Genomic DNA, 20,858 nt, shown 5'->3' with positions numbered 1-20,858 from the left:
TCAGCGTACGCCTTCGCGCTCGTCCGTACTCGGGCTATGGCCCTCTTCCATCAGCAGGACGACACCCCCGCGATGGCCGTCGAACGGACTGCACTGGACGACGCAACTCATGCTGCGGCCCACGCGGTTGACGGCTGCGACATCCACGGGAGCGCCGCGCTTGCGGGTCTTGACGCACTCCTCCACCACGGCGCGCAGGTCCTGCGTGGGGAGCCCGAACTCCAGTCTGAAGAACGGCTCGTCGAGCACCTCGTCCTGGCGCAGGCCCCACAGGTCGGCGGCGCCCCGGTTCCAGCTCTTGACGTTGAGGTCCTTGTCGAGGACGACGACGGCGGCCGCGATGGAGGTGAGGACGCCCTCCAGGAAGGCGCGGGCCTCGTCCAGCTCCTCGCTGCGGATCCGCATCTCCTCGTTCATGGTCTCCAGTTCCTCGTTCCCGGACTGGAGTTCCTCGTTGGTGGTCTCCAACTCCTCGTTCGTCGACTGGAGTTCTTCGTTGGTCGTCTCCAACTCCTCGATCGAGGACTGGAGTTCCTCGTTCGTCGTCTCCAACTCCTCGTTGGTCGACTGGAGTTCCTCGTAGGCGGTCTCCAGGTCCTCGCGTACGCGCTTGACCTCGGCCTTGAGCTGGGTGGCGACGGTGACGTCGGTGAACGTGATGTTGGTGGCGGCGGGCAGTCCGCCGCCGCCGACCAGCGGCTGGACCAGGATGTCGAAGTACTGGACGTCCTCGCCGACCCTGCGCTCCGCCCCGTTGACCCGCAGGGTGCGGCGCTCGTGGGTGGCCTGGTCGATCAGCGAGCGCAGTTCGACCGGGCGGTAGGAGATCTCCAGGTCTTGGAAGGGCCGGCCGATGTCGTTGGAGGTCAGGCCGAACTGGACGCGGGCGTGGTTGTTGATGAGGACGACCATGCCCTCGGCGTCGACGGCGAGGGCGGCGCCGGGTGAGGCGTCGAGGATCAGGTCGCGCAGCTGCCGGTTGCGCGCCACGGTCTGCAGTTCACCGGAGCTGCCGGCGCGCAGCTTCAGCGGGGCGGGCTGGTAGGGCGTGGTGGCGTTACCGGGGTGACGGCGGAAGATGCGCTGGCGCATGCTGACGACGTCGAACCGGTCCGCGTCGTTGAGCAGCATCTCGGCCTTGCCGAGGAACAGGAAGGCGTTCTCGCGCAGCGCGAAGTGGAACCGGTCGATGATCTGGGTCTGCGCCTCCACGTTGAAGTACATCAGCGTGTTGCGGCACACCAGCAGGTCGAGCCGGGAGATCGGGGCGTCGCGGGTGATGTCGTGACGGCCGAAGATGACCCGGCGGCGCAGGTCGGAGCGGAAGCTGTACTGCGAGCCGTTCTGCTCGAAGTACTTCTCGCGCAGTTCGGAAGCGAGCGGCTCCAGGGTCCTGGCGGGGTAGAGGCCGGAGCGGGCGTCGCGCAGCGCCTCGTCGTCGACGTCGGTGCCGTAGATCTTCACCCGGTTGAGGGCCTCCTCGATGCCGAGGGCCTCCGCGAACATGATCGCCAGCGAGTACGCCTCCTCACCGCTGGAACAGCCCGCGCTCCACACCCGGATCTCGTCCTCGGGGCCGAGCGAGGAGAGCAGCTCGGGCACCACCTCGCGTTCGAGGAAGGTCCAGGCGTCGGTGTCACGGAAGATCGACGTGACGTTGATGAGGATGGTGTTGAACAGGGCGCCGAATTCATCGGCGTTCGTCTCCAGCTGGTCGCGGTAGTCCGCGTACGAGTCGATGCCGACGTCGGCCATCCGCTTGCGGATCCGGCGGCCCAGGGACGAGCGCTTGTATCCGGTGAAATCGAAACCACGGGCGTCCCGCAGGAAGCCGAGCAGCTCCTCGAGCTCCTCGTCCGTCTCCGCGTCGCGCGGCGCCTCGCTCATCGTCCTCTACCTACTGCCTTCACCTGTCGACGAGTCCGCGGATGACCGCGGGGATCTCCTCCAGAGGTAGCACGAAGTCCACCGCCCCCGTACCCATTGCCGCCTCCGGCATGCCCCTGAATTCCGCCGTCTGCGGGTCCTGGGCGATCACGGTACCGCCCCGTGACTTCACGGCGTCCACGCCCATCGCGCCGTCGTTCCCGGTGCCGGTCAGGACGACGGCGACGGCCCGCGCGCCGTAGGTCCCGGCGACGGACTCGAAGAGCAGGTCGGCGGAGGGGCGCAGGAAGTGGACGAGTTCGCTCTGGGAGAGGGAGAGGGTGCCGTCGGCGCCGACCAGGAGGTGGCGGTCGGGTGGCGCGATGTAGACGGTTCCGGGGCGGGCCGTCTCGTCCTGCTCGGCGAGTTTGACGTCGAGTGTCGTGCGGCGGTCCAGGATCCCGGCGAGGACCGTGCGGTGCCGGGGGTCCAGGTGCTGGACGACGAGGACGGGGAGCGGGAAGTCGGCGTCCAGGCCGCCGAGCAGCTCGGTCAGGGCGTGGATGCCGCCGGCCGAGGTGGCGACGGCGACGACCTCGAAGCTTTCGGTGGTGCGTTGGTCAGACTGCGGCACATCATCGAGAGTATCGCCGAAGCCCTGCCCCATGCAGCTGTCACATGCCCGGGTTCGCGGTCAGGACGCCGTCGGCGATGGCCCGGCGCAGGGCGGTGTGGTCGCGCTCGGTCTGATCGGCGTAGCGCAGGGCGAAGGAGGCGACGGCGCGGTCGAAGGTGTCCGCGCCGCCCAGATAGGCGGCGATGGCGATGCGGTCGCCGGAGCGGGCGTGGGCCCGGCCGAGGGCGGTGCCGCACAGGCGGGCGTAGGCGAGGAGTTCGTCCGGGGGCATGCCGGCGACGTCCGCCGAGCCCTTCATGTCGCGCAGTTGCCGCCAGTAGAAGGCGCGGCCCTGCGGGCCCGTCATCCAGCCGAGGAAGATGTCGCCGGCGGCCTGGATGAGGCGCTGTCCGGAGACGACGCGGTGGCCGGGGTGGAGGGTGGCGCCGGGCTGGGTCACGTACTCCTCGATGACCGAGCGCGTCGCCTCCTTGATCTGGAGGAAGAGCGGGTCGTCGGCGTCGCGTCCGGCGAGGAGCACGACGAAGCAGCGGGTGCCGACGCTGCCGACGCCGACGACTTTGCGGGCGGCGTCCACGAAGCGGTAGCGGTCGAGGAGGCGGCGGCGCTCCTCGGCGAGCGTGGAGCGGTAGTCGCCGAACATCTTGCGGATCGCGGCGGCGTCGGAGACGCCCGCCGGTTCGAGCAGCGGCGGGTCGTGGCGGATGCGGCGGCGGCCGTCGGGGGTGGTCTCCGTGAGCTTGGCGAGGGCGTGCAGGCTGGTGCGCCGGGTGGCCTGCGCGAGGGTGTGCTCGGCGCGCGCCCGCTGGCGGGCCGAGCGGACCAGGGGCAGCAGGTCGTGGGCGTCGATGCGCTCGTACCAGACGGCCAGTTCACCGAGCGAGGCCAGCCGCCGCATGGTGGTGCGGTACGCGGTCACGCCCGCCCGGGCGGCCTGGTGGGCCTGCTTGTCGCCGTGGCCGTTTTCGCGGGCGGCGACGGCGACCGAGGCGGCGAGCCGTTTGACGTCCCACTCGAAGGGACCGGGGCAGGTCTCGTCGAAGTCGTTCAGGTCGAAGAGCAGCGCGCGCTCGGGGGACGCGAACAGGCCGAAGTTCAGCAGGTGGGCGTCGCCGCAGAGCTGGACGGTGAGGCCGGTGTGCCCGCCGGCCGCGAGATCGCCGGCCATCACGGCGGCGGCGCCCCGCAGGAACGCGAACGGGCTCGCCGCCATCCGCCCGTACCGGATGGGCAGCAGGTCGGCGAGCCGGTCGGCGCCCTGGCGTTCCAGGACCACGACGGGGTCGAGGCGGTCGGCGGCCGGGATCCAGGGGCCGTGCGAGGAGCGGGGGGCGCGTTTGCGGGCGCTTCTGCCGTGGGCGGCGCGTTCGTCGGGGCTGCTCATGCGTGCGCGCCCCGCCGTTCAGTGGCGCAGCGCGCGGGTCACGTCGGCGGTGACGTCGCCGTCGAGGGAGCGGTTGGAGCGGGCCGTGGCCTTCTTCGAGGCGTCGGCCCCGACGTCGTTCACGGTGACCACGACGGTGTCGAGCAGATTGCCGCCCTTGTCGCGGAACGCGACCTGGACCGCGTACGACTTGGTGTCCGACTGACCGTTGTCGACGGTCACCGGGACCGTGGCACGGTCGCCGTCCGTCGAGACGTCGCCGAGCTTCACGTCGCCCTTGGCGTCGACGCCGCCCTTGATCTCGTCGAGCTTCTTGCCCGCCTCGGCCGTCGCGGAGGCGACCGCGTCGGAGCCCCGGGAGACGGCCGAGGAGGCCGCGGACGCGGCCTTCGACGCCGCGTCGGAGGGGCTGGTGTCGCTGTCGGAGCAGCCGGCCGCGGCGAGGGTCAGCGCCAGCACGGCGGCCGCCGCGCCCGCCGCCCGTGCGCCCGCCCGTACCCCGTTCCGTGCCCCGGCCCGTATACCGCTTCGCCTGTCCGTCATCCCGAACACCTCCGCTCGACCCCTACTCCTCCTGGTCGATCCCAGTCAACGGTTGCCTGTAGCGGGGCCGCATGCCCAGTACGGCAAACGGGTGGCAGCTGCGGAAGGATGTGCGCCATGAGTCCTACGACGGCTGCGCCGGCCCGGCACATCGGCGACGAGGAACGGCGGGTCCGACTGGCCCGCGCGCACCGCCTCTCCCCCGACGCCCGGGCGGCGACGCCGCTGGAGGTGGCGCGGTCCCTGGTGGCGCTGCACGGCACGGACCCGGCGACGGTGTATCTCGCGGTCGGGGCGCGGCTCGCCGACGCCTCCGCGACGGTCGCCGCGGTGGAGGCGGCGCTGTACGAGGAGCGGTCGCTGGTGCGGATGCACGGGATGCGGCACACCGTGTTCACGTTCCCGGCCGAGCTGGCCGCGACGGTGCACGCCTCGACGGGGCTCGCGGTCGCGGCGAAGGCCCGGGCCGGGCTGCTCAAGGACATGGTGAGCGGCAGCGACGGGCGGCTGACCCCGGAGTGGCTGGCGGAGGTGGAGGCGTCGGCGCTGGCGGCTCTGGAGCGGCGCGGGGAGGCCACGGCCGTCGAACTCACCTCCGACGAGCCGCGGTTGAAGGAGGCTTTCACGTACGGCCGGGGCAAGAGTTACGAGGCGCCGCACACCGTCTCGTCGCGGCTGATGCGGGTGCTCGGGGTCGAGGGCCGGGTGGTGCGGGGGCGGCCGCTCGGGTCCTGGACCTCGACGCAGTTCCGCTGGGCGGTCGCGCCGCCGCATCCCGAACTCCCGGTCGCCGAGGCCCAGTCGGAGCTGCTGCGGCGCTGGCTGGCGGTGTGCGGGCCCGCCACCGAGGCGGATCTGAAGTGGTGGACGGGGTGGAAGGTGACGGATGTGCGCAGGGCGCTGGCCGCGGTGGGGGCGGTGGTGGTGTCCCTGGACGGCGGCGGTACCGGGTACGTCCTCGCCGATCGGCTGGCCGCGCCGGACGGTGCACCCGAGCCCTGGGCGGCGCTGCTTCCCGGGCTCGATCCGACGGCCATGGGGTGGCAGGAGCGCGACTGGTACTGCCCGCCCGGGGTGCGCTCCGCGCTCTTTGACGGGAGCGGGAACATCGGGCCGACGGTGTGGTGGAACGGGCGGGTCGTCGGGGGCTGGGGGCAGCGGGGTGGGGGTGAGGTGGTGTGGCGGTTGCTGGACGAGTCCGGTGGCGCTGTCGCTGCGCGGGCGATCACGGCGGAGGCCTCACGGCTCACTGCGTGGCTGGGCGGAGTACGGGTGACTCCGCGTTTCCGGACACCTCTGGAGCGGGAGCTCGCGGGGTGATTGCGGGGTCCGGCGGTCGGGCGCGGCTCCGGTGGGGGCTGGTCGCGCAGTTCCCCGCGCCCCTGGGTCCGTTGCCGACTGACGGCCGGTGGCCGCTTCTCGCGCAGTTCCCCGCGCCCCTGGAGCGTGCGCTTCGCGCTGCTCTTCCCGGTTGTCGGCCAGGTACCGGCCGGTGGCCGCTTCTCGCGCAGTTCCCCGCGCCCCTGAGGCAGGCGCTCCGCGCCGCCTCCCCTTGAGGCTGCGCTTCGCGCGCCTCCGATGGGGGCGGATGGCGCGCCCCTCCTGGAGGGCGGCACGCGCCTCTCCTAAAGGGCGGGGGCGCACCTCTCTGATGAGATGGCGCACGAAGTGCGCATCTCAGGGGCGCGGGGAACTGCGCGACCAGCCCCCACCGGGCCGGGGACGAACGACGACCCAGGAGCGCGGAGCGCAAGCGCGAGAAGCCCCGCCGGGTCCGGGCGCCCGAGAAAGGGCACCGGAACCGGCGGGGCGGACCCGCAAAGGTCAGCGGCTGTAGCGCATCAGCGCCCGCACCATGTGACACGTCGTGTCGGACGGCGGATGGATGCCGACAAGCTCGGCCGTGGCACGGATCCTTCGGTTGTGGGCCTGCTGAGGAAGGTAGACGCCGGAGTCGAGCAGGGCGATCGCCAGGCGCATGGCCTTGAGGCGACGGTTGTGCGTGATGTACCAGTCGCGGGGCTGCCCCGCGGGCAGCGCCTTCTTCGCCATCGGTGAGTACGGAAGATCGATCAGCATGGGTGCGGCAGCGGGCACAGGCATCCTCCTGTCGCGCATTTTCAAGAGCCCCCGAAGCTCTCGAACACTGCTTCTATTCTACTGCCCACCACTGACAAAAGCCGCTGGCCAAGCCCTAGTTGACGGTGTCCCTCGCGTACCGTTGGCCCCATGGAGATCTGGATCAACCCGGCCTGCTCGAAGTGCCGCAGCGCGCTCACCCTGCTCGACGCGGAGGGCGCCGACTACACGGTGCGCCGGTACCTGGAGGACGTCCCCGCGCCCGACGAGATCCGCGCCGTGCTCGACCGGCTCGGGCTCGAACCGTGGGACATCACCCGCACCCAGGAGCCCGCCGCGAAGGAGCTGGGCCTCAAGGATTGGACGCGGGACGCGGCCGGCCGGGACCGCTGGATCGAGGCGCTCGCCGCGCACCCGAAGCTGATCCAGCGCCCGATCATCACCGCCGACGACGGCACCGCGGTGGTGGCCCGCAGCGAGGAAGCGGTGCGGGACGCGCTGGGACGCGGCTAGGTAACTCACGGGTCGCGGGTCATCGCATACGAGATCACCGGGCATGCGCCGCCCCGCGCGACCCCAGTAACACGGGGTTCACGAACGGGCAACGGACGGGAAATCGCCCGTTGACATGCTTCCGGCCAGAAAGAGACCCGCTTCCTAAGGATGTAGCCCGTGACGTTCAAGGCTGAGTACATCTGGATCGACGGCACCGAGCCGACGGCCAAGCTTCGTTCGAAGACGAAGATAATCGCCGGCTCGGCGGCATCCGCGGGGAGCCTGGACGCGCTGCCCATCTGGGGCTTCGACGGGTCCTCCACGAACCAGGCCGAGGGTCACGCCTCGGACCGCGTGCTCAAGCCGGTCGCCGTGTACCCGGACCCGATCCGCGGCGGCGACGACGTGCTCGTCATGTGCGAGGTCCTGAACATCGACATGACCCCGCACGAGTCGAACACCCGCGCGGCGCTGGCCGAGGTCGAGGCGGAGTTCGGCGCGCAGGAGCCGATCTTCGGCATCGAGCAGGAGTACACCTTCTTCGAGGGCGACCGCCCGCTCGGCTTCCCGGTCGGCGGCTTCCCCGCCGCGCAGGGCGGCTACTACTGCGGCGTCGGCACCGACGAGATCCACGGCCGTGACGTCGTCGAGGCGCACCTCGACAACTGCCTCAAGGCGGGCCTCGGCATCTCCGGCATCAACGCCGAGGTCATGCCCGGCCAGTGGGAGTTCCAGGTCGGCCCGCTCGCCCCGCTGGAGGTCTCCGACCAGCTGTGGGTGGCCCGCTGGCTGCTCTACCGCACCGCCGAGGACTTCAAGGTCTCCGCGACCCTCGACCCGAAGCCGGTCAAGGGCGACTGGAACGGCGCGGGCGCGCACACCAACTTCTCCACGAAGGCGATGCGCGAGGGTTACGACGCGATCATCACCGCGTGCGAGTCGCTCGGCGAGGGCTCCAAGCCGCTCGACCACGTCAAGCACTACGGCGCCGGCATCGACGACCGGCTGACCGGCCTGCACGAGACCGCTCCGTGGAACGAGTACTCGTACGGCGTCTCGAACCGCGGCGCCTCGGTGCGTATCCCGTGGCAGGTGGAGAAGGACGGCAAGGGCTACATCGAGGACCGTCGTCCGAACGCCAACGTCGACCCCTACGTCGTGACGCGGCTGCTCGTCGACACCTGCTGCTCCGCGCTGGAGAAGGCGGGCCAGGTCTGAGCAGCGGCTGATTTCGGCCATGAAGGCGACGAGGGCGTCCGCATCTTGTGCGGGCGCCCTCTCCTTTGCGTACTCCATCTGCTTCAATACGGGTATGGCCAGCTTCCAGAACCTCAGCGCGCGGGGTCGTCGTCACGACCTCGAGCCGTTCTGGCCTTCCCGCCAGCACCACGACTTCGACCGGGTGTGTTGCCGCGTGTGAACGCGCAGGCCCTCTAAAGCCGTCTCTCCCTCTGCGAGAGTTACGGCCTTCGGTCCGCGCGCATGACGTACGTCCTCTCCCAGACGGCTTCTCGCGCGAAGGTTGGCCACTCATGGCTCACGCCCGCTCTCTCTCCGTTGCTCCCTCTCCCGCCCGTACCCGATTGCGCGCCGTCGGCAGCGACGAGGTCGACCGGCTGGTCGACGTCTCCGACTTCCTGCCGCCGGGCGCCACGCTGCTGCCCGCGCCGCCGCACACCCTGCCGACCCTGCCGGGCAACCCGCCGATGATCGGCTACCTGGTGCTCGTACCGGCCGACCAGCAGCCGCTGCTGCCGCCCCAGCCGGCCGTCGCGGAGCCGGTCCGGGCGGCCGGTGACGGCCTCATCGGCATCGACGGCGCGGAGCGCACCGCGAGCGTCGAAGGACGTCAACTCGATCTGACCTACCTGGAATTCGAGCTGCTCGCGCATCTCGTCGCGCATCCGCACAGGGTGCACTCGCGCGACCAGCTGGTCACCACGGTGTGGGGCTACGGGCATGTCGGCGACGGCCGCACGGTGGACGTGCACGTCGCCCGGCTGCGCCGCAAGCTGGGCGCCGAGCACCGCAAGGTGATCCAGACGGTGCGCAGGGTCGGCTACAAGTACGCGCCGCCCGCCGGCCGCTGACCCCCGACCGCCCTCACCCTCCCGGGGGTAGTGCTGGCTACACCTCGGGACGGGTGCCCGTACCACTGTTCCGGACCGCCGTGGCAGCCACACTGTGAGGACAGCGACGGCGGAACGGGACGGGGTACGGGATGGGTGCGCGGGTGCGGAGTGCCGCCACGGCGGGGGTGCGGGGGCTGGTGCTCGCCGCGGTGGGGCTCGCCGGGTCGATCGTGTTGTTCGTGCTGTCCCTCGTGTCGGTCGTCCTCATCGTGGTGGGGATCGGGGCCTTCACCACTCCCTGGATACTGACCCTCGTCCGGCACTGGGCGAACTGGCGCAGGCTGGTCGCAGCCGAGTGGTGCGGGGTGCGCATTCCGGCGACGTACCGGCCGTTCCCCGAGGACTTGCGCGGCGGGCCCGTCGGCCAGGTCGAGCGGTGCCGGCTGATGCTCGGCGATCCGGCGACCTGGCGGGACCTGCGGTGGCTGCCCGTCGACATGACGGCCGGGTTCGTCACGGCGCTGCTGCCCGCGGCGCTGGTCCTCTACCCGGTCGAGGGGTACGCGCTCGCGGCCGGCCTGTGGCGGGTCTTCACCGACGGATCGCGGGTCGGCTGGTGGTACGGGTTCGTGCCGATCAGCGGTGAGGGGTCCGCGCTGCTCGCCGCCGTGCTGGCGACGGCGCTCCTCGCCACCGGGCTCTACACCGCTCCCGCCCTGCTGAAGGTGCACTTCCTCCTGACGCGGTCCGTGCTGGTCCCGGCGGACGGTGAACTCGCGGACCGCGTCCGGGTGTTGACCGAGACGCGGCGCGACGCCGTGGACACCTCGGCGGCCGAGCTGCGCCGCATCGAGCGCGATCTGCACGACGGGGCGCAGGCCAGGCTCGTCGCCATGGGCATGGATCTGGGCACGATCGAGGCCCTGATCGAGAAGGATCCGGCGCGGGCGAAGGCGCTGCTCGCGCAGGCCCGGCAGTCGTCGACGGACGCGCTCAGTGAGCTGCGCGACCTGGTCCGCGGCATCCATCCGCCGGTGCTCGCCGAGCGCGGACTCGGCGATGCCGTGAAGGCGTTGGCGCTGCGGCTGCCCATAGCCGTGGAGGTGGAGATCGAGCAGGCCGATCAGGCCGGGCGGGCCGAGGCGCCGGTGGAGTCGGCCGCGTACTTCGCGATCAGCGAGGCTCTGACGAACGCGGTGAAGCATGCGGACGCGGACCGCATATGGGTCGACATCAGCCACGCCGACGGCCATCTCCGGATCGCCGTCACCGACAACGGCAGGGGTGGCGCCGTGCTCCGGGAAGGCGGTGGGCTCGGCGGGGTGGAGCGCAGGCTCGCTACATTCGACGGTGTCCTCGCCGTCAGCTCTCCCGCGGGCGGTCCGACCATGGTGACCATGGAGATCCCTTGCGTGTTGTCCTAGCCGAAGACCTGTTCCTGCTGCGGGACGGGCTCGTGCGGATGCTTGAGGCCTACGACTTCGAGATCGCGGCCGCCGTGGAGAGCGGACCCGAACTCACCAGAGCACTGGCGGAGTTGGCGCCGGACGTCGCCGTCGTCGATGTCCGGCTGCCGCCCTCGCACACCGACGAGGGGTTGCAGTGCGCGCTGGCCGCGCGACGGGCGCGGCCCGGCCTTCCGGTGCTCGTGCTGTCCCAGCACGTGGAGCAGTTGTACGCGCGCGAGCTGTTGGCGGACGGGAACGGCGGGGTGGGGTATCTGCTGAAGGACCGGGTGTTCGACGCGGAGCAGTTCGTCGACGCGGTGCGGCGGGTCGCCTCCGGCGGTACCGCGATGGACCCGCAGGTGATTCAGCAGTTGCTCGCGCGGCGGGCGGTTCAGGAGCCGCTCGGTGGGCTCACTCCGCGGGAGCTTGAGGTGCTGGAGCACATGGCCCAGGGGCGGTCGAACGCGGCGATCGCGGCTCAGCTCGTCGTCACCGAGCGGGCGATCGCGAAGCACACCTCCAACATCTTCGCGAAGCTGGGCCTCGCGGTCTCGGACGACGACAACCGCCGGGTCCTCGCCGTCCTGGCCTACTTGGACCGAGCCCCGTAAGCAACGGCCCCGCCAGGTGCACTGTGAGTACGGGCTACTACCAGCCCCGCCAGGGGCACTATGAGTGCGGGCTACTACCAGCCCCGATAGGGGCGCGGGGAACTGCGCGAGAAGCCCCACCGGGCGTTCACCCGCGAACGGCGCTGAACTGGCCGCCCATTAGGCGCTAGCCCCGCTCCGGGGTGCCGCCTTGCCCACCCTGCCGCCCTAGGCGGCAGATTGCCCAAGGCGGCGGCAGCCGGCCGACAGGCCGCCCGAAGCGGCGGCGGGGCCGGGCGGCAGCCCAAGGCGGCGGGGCGGCGGCCGATAGGCCGCCCAAGGCGGGCCAGAGTAAAAAATGGGGCGGGGTTGAACACGGCCGTACCCCGTTGCGTACGTAGCCCCATGGGACGCACCTCACGGAAAAGGCGCTCATCGCTGGCGACGCGCATGACCATCGCGTCGGCCGCACTGCTCCTGGGCGGAGGTGGGCTGGTCGCGGTGAATGTGTACGCGCAGGCCCACGAAGAGAACTCCGCGGACACCGGACAGCAGAGCGGCAGCGGCGTCGTAGCGAAGACGACCACCATCGACTGCCCGGACGTCGGCACCGCGCTGCCCGACGTACCGGACAGCGCGCGGGGCCGGGTGGACGGTGAACTGGCCGCCATGGACACCCAGATCACCCAGGCCTTTCAGCGCCTCGCCCAGAACCGGGACGCCGCCGCCCAGGACCCCGGCTGGGTGCAGAACAGTGTCCTGGGCCCGCTGAAGTCCAAGCGCGGCGCCGCCCTCGACCGCATCGGGCAGGACATCCGGCGCTCGGGCGGCAGCGCGCCGCAGGGGCTCGGCGGGATGGCGCAGTGCACCCAGCGCGCCACGGACGACAACGGCGGCGACTCCCCCGCCCCGTCCGCACCGCCCGCCTCTGCGCCGCCCGCCTCCGCGCCGCCGGCCTCCGCACCGCCCGCGGCATCGGCGCCGCCGCAGCAGGGCGCCGCCACCGGCGGCCCGGTGGCGGCCGACTTCCAGGACATCACCAAGGTCCGGCCGAACGTCCAGCAGGCCCAGGGCGGCCGCGGCGCGTCGACGGGCACCTTCACCACCGCGTGCGGCACCAACGCCAACAAGCTGCGCAACAGCGACAACGTGATCGTCGCCCCGGGTGTCACCAACGGCGCGCACCACATGCACGACTACGTCGGCAACCAGAGCAACAACGCCTTCGCGAGCAACGACACCTTCGCGGGCGCCGCCACGAGCTGTCGCAACCAGGGCGACAAGTCGACGTACTACTGGCCGGTGCTGCGCGTGCAGGACGGCACGCAGGAGGCCGACGCGAACCAGGACGGCGGCGGCAAGGAGGGCAACATCGGCAAGATCCTCCAGGCGCGGACGGCGAGCATCAAGTTCGTCGGCAGCCCGCGCTCCAAGGTGGTCGCGATGCCGAAGTTCCTGCGCATCATCACCGGCGACGCCAAGGCGTTCACCAACGGCACCGCGAACGCCAACGCCCACTGGAGCTGCACCGGCTTCGAGAACCGGCAGCTGACGGACAAGTACCCGATCTGCCCGCGTGGCAGCCAGGTGGTGCGCAGCTTCAAGTTCCAGAGCTGCTGGGACGGCCAGAACACCGACAGTGCCAATCACCGCACCCATGTGGCGTTCGCCGACGCCCAGGGCAACTGCCCGGCGGGCTTCAAGGCGATCCCGCAGCTGACCATGCGGCTGGTCTACGACGTGCAGGCGCCGAAGATCGCGAACGGCCAGGTGACGAAACCCTTCGCGGTCGACGGCTTCCCCGAGCAGCTGCACAAGCCGATCACGGACCACGACGACTTCATCAACGTCTTCTCCGACCAGCTGATGCAGCGGGCGACGAACTGCATCAACCGGGGCGACCGGTGTAACTGACCGGCCGCCCCTCCCGGCTGCTGCGCGGCCGACTCAGTGGTGACCCGTGAGCCCGGAATCGGGCGACTCCTCGTGACCCCCACCACCGCTACTCCCCGAGTGGTGCGAGGAGTTCCGCTCCACGGTCCCGCCGAGCCGGCCGCGCAGCTTCGTCACGACCGGGTCCGGGCCGACCGCGATCCATTTGGCGCCCACGAGATAGTCGCCGCCGTAGTCGTCGGCCACATCCAGCCACTCCGCCTGGCCGCGGTCGGTGGCGAAGGTGGCGAGAACGTAGCGGCCGGTGCCGGTGCCGCAGGTGGCCTGGCGCAGTTCGGCGGCGTCGGTCTGCACCTGGGGGTCGCAGCCCGCCCGGTGGGCGATCTGTTCCAGTGTCCCGGTGGCCGTTCGGGGGATCTTCGGGGTGTCGCCGTGGGCTCCGTCCGTGGTGCATCCGGCCGCGGCCGCGACCAGTAGAACCCCTGCCACCAGCAGCTTCCTCATTGCGCTCTCCTGTCCGGTACGTGACCGGCGGTCCGTTGTGTTCCCGCCAGCTCCGTTCGCACCGTTGAGCACGGACGTGCACCCGGTTAGCGTGCGCCGCACCATCCGTGACGCACAGGGGGGTACCAGGTATGTCCGCGCCAACGAGACGCACGGTGATCGGCACGGCAGGTGCCATCGGTATCGGCTCGGCCCTCGGGGTGGGTCCGGGCGCACCGGCCGCACATGCCGCTCAGGCCCTTGATACGTCTGCGGCGCTCGCCGCGCTCAAACGGCAACTGCCGCATCACGCGGACCAGTTCAGGCTCACACTGGTCGCCGCGCAGGGTGGCGCGGACCGTTTCCGGGTGTCCGGGACACGGGGCCGCATCGAGGTGTACGGGACGACTCCGGCGGTGCTGCTCGCCGGGGTCCACTGGTATCTGAAGTACACGTGCGGGGCGCAGATCGCGTGGAACGGCAGCCAGCTGGACCTGCCCGCCCGGCTGCCCGCACCGTCCCGGCCGCTGGAGCGGTCGTCGTCGCTGCCGCACCGTTTCGCGCTGAACGACACCAACGACGGCTACACGGCGCCGTTCGCCGGCTGGTCGTACTGGGAGCGCGAGCTGGACATCCTCGCGCTGCACGGCTGCAACGAGGTGCTGGTCATCGCCGGCATGGAGGCCGTCTACCACCGCGTCCTGAAGGACTTCGGCTACAGCGACGAGGAGTCGCGGGCCTGGCTGCCCGCCCCCTCGCACCAGCCGTGGTGGCTGCTCCAGAACCTGTACGGGTACGGCGGCCCGCTCTCCCCCGAACTGATCGCCGAGCGGGCCGCGCTGGGCCGGAAGATCGTCGACCGGCTGCGTGAGCTGGGCATGAGCCCGGTCATGCCCGGCTACTACGGGCACGTACCGGCGGGCTTCGTGGAACGCAACGGCGGGGACGCGCACGTCGTGCCGCAGGGCACCTGGCACGGCTTCCAGCGGCCCGACTGGCTCGACCCGCGCACCGAGTCGTTCGGAGCGGTCGCCGCGTCGTTCTACGGGCACCAGAAGGACCTGTTCGGCGACATCGACGCGTTCAAGATGGACCTGCTGCACGAGGGCGGCAGCGCGGGCGACGTGCCGGTGCCGGACGCGGCGCGCGGGGTGGAGACGGCGCTGCGCGCGCACCGGCCGGGCGCGACCTGGGTGATCCTCGGCTGGGAGGCGAACCCGCTGCCCGCGCTGATCGACGCCGTCGACAAGAAGAAGATGCTGATCGTGGACGGCGTCTCGGACCGGTACACGTCGGTCACCGACCGCGAGAAGGACTGGGCGGGCACCCCGTACGCGTTCGGCACCATCCCGAACTTCGGCGGCCGCACCACGATCGGGGCCCGCGCGCACATCTGGCAGGAGAAATTCTTCGCCTGGCGCGACAAGGCCGGCAGCGCGCTCGCGGGCACGGCGTACATGCCCGAGGGCACGGACCGCGATCCGGCCGCCTTCGAGCTGTGGTCCGAACTGGCGTGGACGGACAGTCTCGACCGGGCGCGCTGGTTCGCCGGGTACGCCGACTTCCGGTACGGCGGCCGGGACAAGGACGCGCGCGCCGCCTGGCAGGCGCTGCACGACACGGCGTACCAGCACAAGGCGGTGGAGCGCTCCGATCCGCACGACTCGCTGTTCGCCGCCCGTCCCGACCTGTCCGCCGACCGGGCCGCCTACTACGCGCCGCGCGCCCTGACCTACGACCCGTCCCGCTTCGACGCGGCGCTCACCGGCCTGTTGGGCGTGGCTCCCGGCCTGCGGCGCAGTTCCGCCTACAAGTACGACCTCGTGGACATCGCCCGCCAGGCCCTCGCGCACCGCAGCCGGCAGCTCCTGCCGCAGCTGAAGGCGGCGTACGCGGCGAAGGACCGGGCGACCTTCAAGGCGCTCGCCTCGCTGTGGCTCAAGCTGATGCGGCTGTCCGACGACGTGACGGGCACCCATCCGGCGTTCCTGCTCGGCCCGTGGATCCAGGACGCCCGCACCCTGGCGACGAACGCGGCGGAGCGCGCCGAGTTCGAGCGCTGCGCCAAGGTGCTCATCACCGTGTGGGGCGACCGGGCCACCTCCGACCCCGGCAATCTGCACGAGTACGCGAACCGCGAACTGCACGGCCTGACGGCCGACTTCTACCTGCCGCGCTGGCAGAAGTGGCTCGACGAGCTCCAGGACGCGCTGGCGGCGGGGCGCGAGCCGGTGGCGGTGGACTGGTTCGCGTTCGAGGAGCCGTGGACGCGCGAGACGAAGGACTATCCGCTGCGGCCGTACGGCGACGCCTACCGGACGGCGGCGCGGGTCCGTGACGTGCTGGCGGCCGCCCCCTACCAGGGCTCCGTGACGGTCACGGCGGAGCCGCCCGCGTTCCCGCCGAACGGGCACGCGCGGGTGGCCGCCACCTTCCACAACGTCAACGGGCTGCGCGCCACGGGCCGCGTCGACTTCACCCTGAAGGGCATCGACGCCGACCCGGAGGGCGCGACCAGCCTCAGGAGCGTCGCCCCGGCGGGCACGGGCACGGTGGCCTGGCAGGCGACCGCGCCCGCCGCCCCGCTCGACAAGCCGCTGCGCCCGCTGCCGTACGAGGTCGACGTCGCCTACGGGCCCGCGGGCGAAGCGCGGATCACGTACGTCCACAAGGGCACCCTGTTCGAGGCGGGGCCGCTCGACGCGGGCTGGAAGACGTACTCCAACAACGGTGCGATCTGCGGGCAGTTGGGGGACGCGTTCGCCATCGACGGCGGCGGCGCCGACCTGTGGAAGGGCACGACGGAGTTCGGCACGGTGTACCGGCCGGGCGCCTTCGTGGACGGCACGTCGGTGGTGCTCCGCGTCGACAGCCAGGACGTGACTGGCGCGTGGGCGCGGGCCGGCATCATCGTGCGCAACTCGCTGGCCACACCCGGATCGGCGGGCTTCGTCAATCTGTCGGTCACGCCGTCGAACGGTGTCGTCCTCTCCTACGACACGAACGGGGACGGCACGCTGGACACGTACAAGCGCATTACGGGCATCAAGGCCCCGGTGCTGCTCCGGCTGACCCGCTCCGGGGGCTCCGTCACGGGGGCGTGCTCGACCGACGGCGGCGACACCTGGCGGACCGTGGCCACGGCGGCCGCGCCGGGGGCGGCCGCGGCCCAGGACGTGGGCCTGTTCATGAGCGCGACGAACGGGGGGAACGGGGCGCGCGGCACGGTGGAGTTCAGCGGCTGGCGGCTGACGTAGCGGCCGACCGGCCGCCGGGGTGGGGGCGGTGGGGCGCGGGGCCCTGTGACCATCGCACGATTCGCTCGTTCAGCTGAACGTGCAGTCAAAGGTGCAGCAACCCGAGCCCTCCTCCCCCGCCGCAGCCGGTCCGGCCGCCGAGATCGACGTCGAGCAGGCGGAGGCGGCCCTGGTCGAGCACTATCCGCGCCTGGTCCGCCTCGCCTATCTGGTGCTGCCGCCCGGTCTCGGCCGCAACCGCCGGGTGCTCACCGCCCACTCCGTCGCGCAGCGGGCGCTGCCCCGCGGCCGGACGGCGCCCGCGCCGAGGGCCGGCGGCGACCCGGGCTACGCCTACGTGCGGCTGCGGGTGCTGCGCAGCGCCCTGGAGGCGGGGCTCCCGCTGCGCCGCGCGGCCTGGCCCAAGCGGGCCCAGCTGCCGCCGCTGCTGCCGCAGGTGTGGGGGCTGCGGCTCTTCCCGAAGTCCGGCGGCGCCGATGAACTCGCCCTGGACCAGCGGCTCTCCGCGCTCGACGGCCCGGCGCGCGCCGCTTACGTGCTGCGCGGTCTGGAGCGGCTCGACGACACCGCGGTCCGTACGACGCTGCTGGCCGCCGGCTGCACTCCGGACGTCGTCGCGACGGCGCTGACCACGGCGGCGGCCGTCGAGTCGCAGCCCGCGCTGCTGGCCTCCCCCGAGTTCGACCCGTGCTCCCTGCACGCCCGCCCCACCGATCTGATGCGCCGCCGTCAGCATGCGAAGGCGGGCGTCGCCGGGCTCGTCGCGCTCGTGGTGTGCGGCGCGCTGCTCGGTCTGCCCGGCGGCGAGAGCTGGGGTCCCGACGGCGCGGCGGCGCCCCCGTACGCCCGCAACCCCGCGGGGCAGGCCGCGCTGGACCCGGCGAAGCTGACGCGGGTGGCGCCGACGGCCTGGCAGAGTTCCGCGCGCACCGACTTCTCGGTGTGGCCCGCGCGCGGGTCGCTGACCGGCGACTCCGGCCTGCTGCGCCGGGCCCTCGCGGTGTGGGCGCGGCCCGGCGGGTCCGTGCAGGTCTCGGCGACGCCCGGCACGGCGGCGGGCGCCCCGCCCGGACCCGCCCAGCTGCTGTACGCGGGCGAGATCGACCAGGCCCGGGTCGTCCTCCTCTACGACGGTCTGCGCGTCGTGCGCTACGCGGAGCCGAAGAACGGGACGAGCGGCGCCGCCCTCGACTTCGCCCGGGTCGACGGGGCGGACGCCGGGCAGTCGAGCGCCGTCGTCCTGGACCGTGCCGACGGCAACGTCCGCTATCTGACGGCCCCCTGGGTGACGGGCGTCTCCGTCCACGACCTGCTGAAGCCGGACGCGGCGGCGAGCAAGGTGTCCCGTTCGGCGGACGGCGCCACCGCGCCGTTCGCGGGCCCGGCCCTCTCCGGGTCCTGTACGTCGTGGAACGCGCTGTCGCTCACCACCGCCACCGGCACCCGGCTCACCACCGACCTCGGCGAACTCGTCCCCGCGCAGCTCACCTCGGGCAGCCCGGACGCGCCGCACGACGCGGCGCCCGCCGACTGGGCGGCCACCGCCTGCTCGCTGGCCGCGGCGCGCTCGCACGGGGTGCGCTCGGTCAACTCCTGGTCCTACGCGCGGCAGCCACTGCCCGAGGCCGACGGCACCGCCCAGTGGGTGTGCACCCGCGCCGAGACCTGGCAGGGCGGCAGCCCGCGCACCCTCACCCTGTTCCGCACCCCGGGCGCGACCGCCTCGGTGGTCGCCGCGAAGTCGCAGACCTCGCCCGCGTGCGGCTCCCGCGACCCGCTGGTCCTGGCCGGGGTCCGCTGGAAGTCGCGGGCCGGGGTCTGGTACCTGGTCGCGGCGGGCAGCAAGGGGGTCAACTCCGTTACGGCGGCGGGTTCCACGGTCGCCGGTAATCTGCTGGCGGTGAAGGCGGCGCGGAACGCGAAGGTGTCGCTGACCGGGAGCACGGCCGGGGGCGCAAAGGTGACGACGCTGAAGTGACGGTCACGGGGCTCCGCCCCGGGCCCCGCTCCTCGAACGCCGGAGGGGCTGGATCATGTTGCTGACGATCAAGTAAAGAAAGTCCCCGCAAGGGGCTGTACCCCCGGGTCTACCCGTCAGTACATTGACGCCATGTCTAATACGCGCGTCACGCTGAAGGCACGCCAGGTGTCCTTCGCCTGGGACAAGACCCCGCTGCACTGGCTCCCGGACGACCCGTTCGCCACGCACACCATCAACGTGCTGCACCTGCTCCTGCCGGCCGGTGAGCGGTGGTTCGTGCACGTGTACAAGCAGGTTTTGCCCTACATACGGGACGACCGGCTGCGTGAGGACGTCATCGGGTTCATCGGCCAGGAGGCCATGCACTCGCAGGCCCACGACGAGGTGCTGCCGCACCTGCGCGAGCAGGGTCTCGATCCGACGCCGTACACGGCCCAGGTGGACTGGTTCTTCGAGAAGCTGCTCGGCGACCGGACGCTGCCCCCGGGCCGGGCGCGCGAGTGGTGGCTGATGGAGCGGGTCGCGCTGATCGCGGCGATCGAGCACTACACGGCGTTCCTCGGCGACTGGGTGCTGAACGCCGACGAGCTGGACCGGCGCGGCGCCGACCCGACCATGCTCGACCTGCTGCGCTGGCACGGCGCCGAGGAGGTCGAGCACCGCTCGGTGGCCTTCGAGCTGTTCGAGCACGTGGACGGCAGCTACCGGCGCCGGGTGCGCACCTGGGCCACCGCCTTCACGGCGCTGGTCTTCCTGTGGCAGCGCGGCGCACGGTTCTTCATGGAGAACGATCCGACGCTGCTCGACGGCAAGGCCAGCTTCAAGGACTTCTACCGGGGCGGCAAGCAGGGCGTGCTGCCGTCGACCGGGGCGATGATGCGGTCCATCCCGCGCTATCTGAGCCGCGGTTACCACCCGGAGCAGGAGGGCGACACCGCGCAGGCCGTCGCCTATCTCGCCGCCTCCCCCGCGGCGACCGCCGCCGAGGCCCGTACCGCCGCCCGGACCGGAGCCGCCGGATGAACGCCCGCACGCTGACCCGGGCCGCCGTCGTCGCGGGCGCCGCGCTCGTCGTCCGGCGCGCGCTGCGCAGCCGGGTGCAACGCTCGCCGCTGTGGCCGCTGCCCGCCCTGGAGGAGCCGGTCTCGGGGCGGCCGCGGGCCCGGGCGCTGAGGCTGCTCGTCACGCGGTACGAGGAGGTGGCCGACGGAGTCGTCCAGCTCCGCATGGAGGGCGCAGGACTGCCCGCGTGGAAGCCGGGCGCCCACCTCGACCTGGTGCTGCCCTCCGGACTCGTCCGGCAGTACTCGCTGTGCGGCGACCCGGAGGACACCTCCTCGTACACCGTCGCCACCCGGCTGATCCCCGAGGCCGAGGGCGGGCGCGGCGGGTCGCGCGAGGTGCACGAGCAGGTGCGGGAGGGCGCGGAGATCGAGGTGCGCGGGCCGCGCAACCGCTTCGCGCTGGACGCGGACGCCCCCGCCTATCTGTTCGTCGCGGGCGGCATCGGGATCACGCCGATCCTGCCCATGCTGCGCGAGGTGGAGGCGCGCGGCGCCGAGTGGCGGCTGCTGTACGGGGGCCGCGGCCGCTCCTCGATGCCGTTCCTGGAGGACGTGGCGAAGCTGGGCGGCGACCGGGTCACCGTCGTCCCCCAGGACGAGGCCGGGCTGCCCGACCTCACCGCCGCGCTCTCCGCCACCGCACCCGGCACCGCCGTGTACTGCTGCGGGCCCGAGGGGCTGATGGCGGCCGTGGAGGCGGCGCTGCCCGAGGGCCGGACCCTGCACCTGGAGCGGTTCGCGCCGCGCAACACCGTCGAGGGCAACGCCCCGTTCGAGGTGGAGCTGCGCCGCAGCGGCAAGGTCGTGGACGTCCCCGCGTCGTCCACGGTGCTCGCGGCGGTCCGCGCGGAGCTGCCGAACGTCTCGTACTCCTGCGAGCAGGGCTTCTGCGGAACGTGCCAACAGCGGGTCCTGGAAGGCGAGATCGACCACCGCGACGAGCTGCTCACCGACGCCGAGCGGGACGGCTCGATGCTGATCTGCGTCTCGCGGGCGCGCGGTGAACGTCTCGTGCTCGACCTGTAGCGACCACCGCGGTGACCGGCGTGATCCGCTCGGTAGAGTG

At 72.1% G+C, this 20,858-nt stretch carries 17 protein-coding genes; 11 read left to right on the top strand and 6 right to left on the bottom strand.

Annotated elements, in window-relative coordinates; all coding sequences use genetic code 11:
• Genes ACFVDP_RS35800 through ACFVDP_RS35785 form a run of 4 tightly spaced genes read right to left on the bottom strand, consistent with a single transcriptional unit; the run spans nucleotide 1 to nucleotide 4,430 of the window.
• Entirely contained in the window at nucleotides 1-1,887 is a 1,887-nt protein-coding gene (locus ACFVDP_RS35800; protein ID WP_383499040.1) for a CheR family methyltransferase, read from the bottom strand.
• A gap of 19 nt (nucleotides 1,888-1,906) precedes the next feature.
• Nucleotides 1,907-2,500 (bottom strand): chemotaxis protein CheB, encoded by a 594-nt coding sequence (locus tag ACFVDP_RS35795; RefSeq protein WP_383499037.1) that lies wholly within the window; start codon nucleotides 2,498-2,500, stop codon nucleotides 1,907-1,909.
• Nucleotides 2,501-2,540: 40 nt separating this feature from the next.
• Nucleotides 2,541-3,887, bottom strand: a complete 1,347-nt coding sequence (locus ACFVDP_RS35790) for a DUF2252 domain-containing protein (RefSeq protein ID WP_383499034.1) — start codon at nucleotides 3,885-3,887, stop codon at nucleotides 2,541-2,543.
• 18 nt (nucleotides 3,888-3,905) lie between these two features.
• Nucleotides 3,906-4,430 (bottom strand): hypothetical protein, encoded by a 525-nt coding sequence (locus ACFVDP_RS35785; protein WP_383499031.1) that lies wholly within the window; start codon nucleotides 4,428-4,430, stop codon nucleotides 3,906-3,908.
• Between the two features lie 117 nt (nucleotides 4,431-4,547).
• Here ACFVDP_RS35785 and ACFVDP_RS35780 point away from each other — a divergent pair, with 117 nt between their 5' ends.
• The gene (locus ACFVDP_RS35780; protein ID WP_383499028.1) at nucleotides 4,548-5,750 is read left to right on the top strand and encodes a winged helix DNA-binding domain-containing protein; all 1,203 of its coding nucleotides are present in this window, start codon (nucleotides 4,548-4,550) and stop codon (nucleotides 5,748-5,750) included.
• A 504-nt stretch (nucleotides 5,751-6,254) separates the two neighbouring features.
• On the opposite strand, the gene ACFVDP_RS35775 is transcribed toward ACFVDP_RS35780, so the two are convergent.
• Nucleotides 6,255-6,533, bottom strand: coding sequence for a hypothetical protein (locus ACFVDP_RS35775; protein WP_383499025.1), 279 nt, complete (start codon nucleotides 6,531-6,533; stop codon nucleotides 6,255-6,257).
• A gap of 126 nt (nucleotides 6,534-6,659) precedes the next feature.
• Here ACFVDP_RS35775 and ACFVDP_RS35770 point away from each other — a divergent pair, with 126 nt between their 5' ends.
• The 6 genes from ACFVDP_RS35770 to ACFVDP_RS35745 all read left to right on the top strand — a co-directional run bounded on the left by ACFVDP_RS35770 (nucleotide 6,660) and on the right by ACFVDP_RS35745 (nucleotide 13,028).
• Nucleotides 6,660-7,022 carry an arsenate reductase family protein gene (locus tag ACFVDP_RS35770; RefSeq protein WP_383499022.1) on the top strand — a complete coding sequence of 121 codons (363 nt, stop codon included), beginning with the start codon at nucleotides 6,660-6,662 and terminating at the stop codon, nucleotides 7,020-7,022.
• Nucleotides 7,023-7,181: 159 nt separating this feature from the next.
• A complete protein-coding gene (gene glnII / locus ACFVDP_RS35765) occupies nucleotides 7,182-8,222 on the top strand; it encodes a glutamine synthetase (RefSeq protein ID WP_383499019.1) in 1,041 nt (346 codons plus the stop codon).
• A gap of 314 nt (nucleotides 8,223-8,536) precedes the next feature.
• On the top strand, nucleotides 8,537-9,094 hold the full coding sequence (locus tag ACFVDP_RS35760) for a winged helix-turn-helix domain-containing protein (protein WP_383499016.1): 558 nt from the start codon (nucleotides 8,537-8,539) through the stop codon (nucleotides 9,092-9,094).
• Nucleotides 9,095-9,225: 131 nt separating this feature from the next.
• Nucleotides 9,226-10,500: a sensor domain-containing protein gene (locus tag ACFVDP_RS35755; protein ID WP_383499013.1), complete on the top strand. Its 1,275-nt coding sequence runs from the start codon at nucleotides 9,226-9,228 to the stop codon at nucleotides 10,498-10,500.
• On the top strand, nucleotides 10,485-11,135 hold the full coding sequence (locus tag ACFVDP_RS35750) for a LuxR C-terminal-related transcriptional regulator (protein ID WP_383499010.1): 651 nt from the start codon (nucleotides 10,485-10,487) through the stop codon (nucleotides 11,133-11,135). The genes ACFVDP_RS35755 and ACFVDP_RS35750 overlap by 16 nt, the downstream gene beginning before the upstream one ends.
• Before the next feature lie 429 nt (nucleotides 11,136-11,564).
• Nucleotides 11,565-13,028 carry a DUF1996 domain-containing protein gene (locus ACFVDP_RS35745; protein ID WP_383499007.1) on the top strand — a complete coding sequence of 488 codons (1,464 nt, stop codon included), beginning with the start codon at nucleotides 11,565-11,567 and terminating at the stop codon, nucleotides 13,026-13,028.
• A gap of 33 nt (nucleotides 13,029-13,061) precedes the next feature.
• On the opposite strand, the gene ACFVDP_RS35740 is transcribed toward ACFVDP_RS35745, so the two are convergent.
• Nucleotides 13,062-13,511 carry a hypothetical protein gene (locus ACFVDP_RS35740; RefSeq protein ID WP_383499004.1) on the bottom strand — a complete coding sequence of 150 codons (450 nt, stop codon included), beginning with the start codon at nucleotides 13,509-13,511 and terminating at the stop codon, nucleotides 13,062-13,064.
• Nucleotides 13,512-13,642: 131 nt separating this feature from the next.
• Here ACFVDP_RS35740 and ACFVDP_RS35735 point away from each other — a divergent pair, with 131 nt between their 5' ends.
• The 4 genes from ACFVDP_RS35735 to ACFVDP_RS35720 all read left to right on the top strand — a co-directional run bounded on the left by ACFVDP_RS35735 (nucleotide 13,643) and on the right by ACFVDP_RS35720 (nucleotide 20,818).
• A complete protein-coding gene (locus tag ACFVDP_RS35735) occupies nucleotides 13,643-16,747 on the top strand; it encodes an alpha-N-acetylglucosaminidase (protein WP_383499001.1) in 3,105 nt (1,034 codons plus the stop codon).
• A 91-nt stretch (nucleotides 16,748-16,838) separates the two neighbouring features.
• Nucleotides 16,839-18,725, top strand: a complete 1,887-nt coding sequence (locus tag ACFVDP_RS35730) for a hypothetical protein (protein ID WP_383498998.1) — start codon at nucleotides 16,839-16,841, stop codon at nucleotides 18,723-18,725.
• Between the two features lie 132 nt (nucleotides 18,726-18,857).
• The gene (locus tag ACFVDP_RS35725) at nucleotides 18,858-19,751 is read left to right on the top strand and encodes a metal-dependent hydrolase (protein ID WP_383498995.1); all 894 of its coding nucleotides are present in this window, start codon (nucleotides 18,858-18,860) and stop codon (nucleotides 19,749-19,751) included.
• Nucleotides 19,748-20,818 carry a PDR/VanB family oxidoreductase gene (locus tag ACFVDP_RS35720; protein ID WP_383498992.1) on the top strand — a complete coding sequence of 357 codons (1,071 nt, stop codon included), beginning with the start codon at nucleotides 19,748-19,750 and terminating at the stop codon, nucleotides 20,816-20,818. Before ACFVDP_RS35725 ends, ACFVDP_RS35720 begins: the two co-directional genes overlap by 4 nt.
• Nucleotides 20,819-20,858 lie beyond the last annotated feature (40 nt).

It is taken from the genome of Streptomyces sp. NPDC057694 (assembly GCF_042799415.1).
Classification (GTDB): domain Bacteria; phylum Actinomycetota; class Actinomycetes; order Streptomycetales; family Streptomycetaceae; genus Streptomyces.
This window is presented reverse-complemented; position numbering and strand designations above follow the sequence as displayed.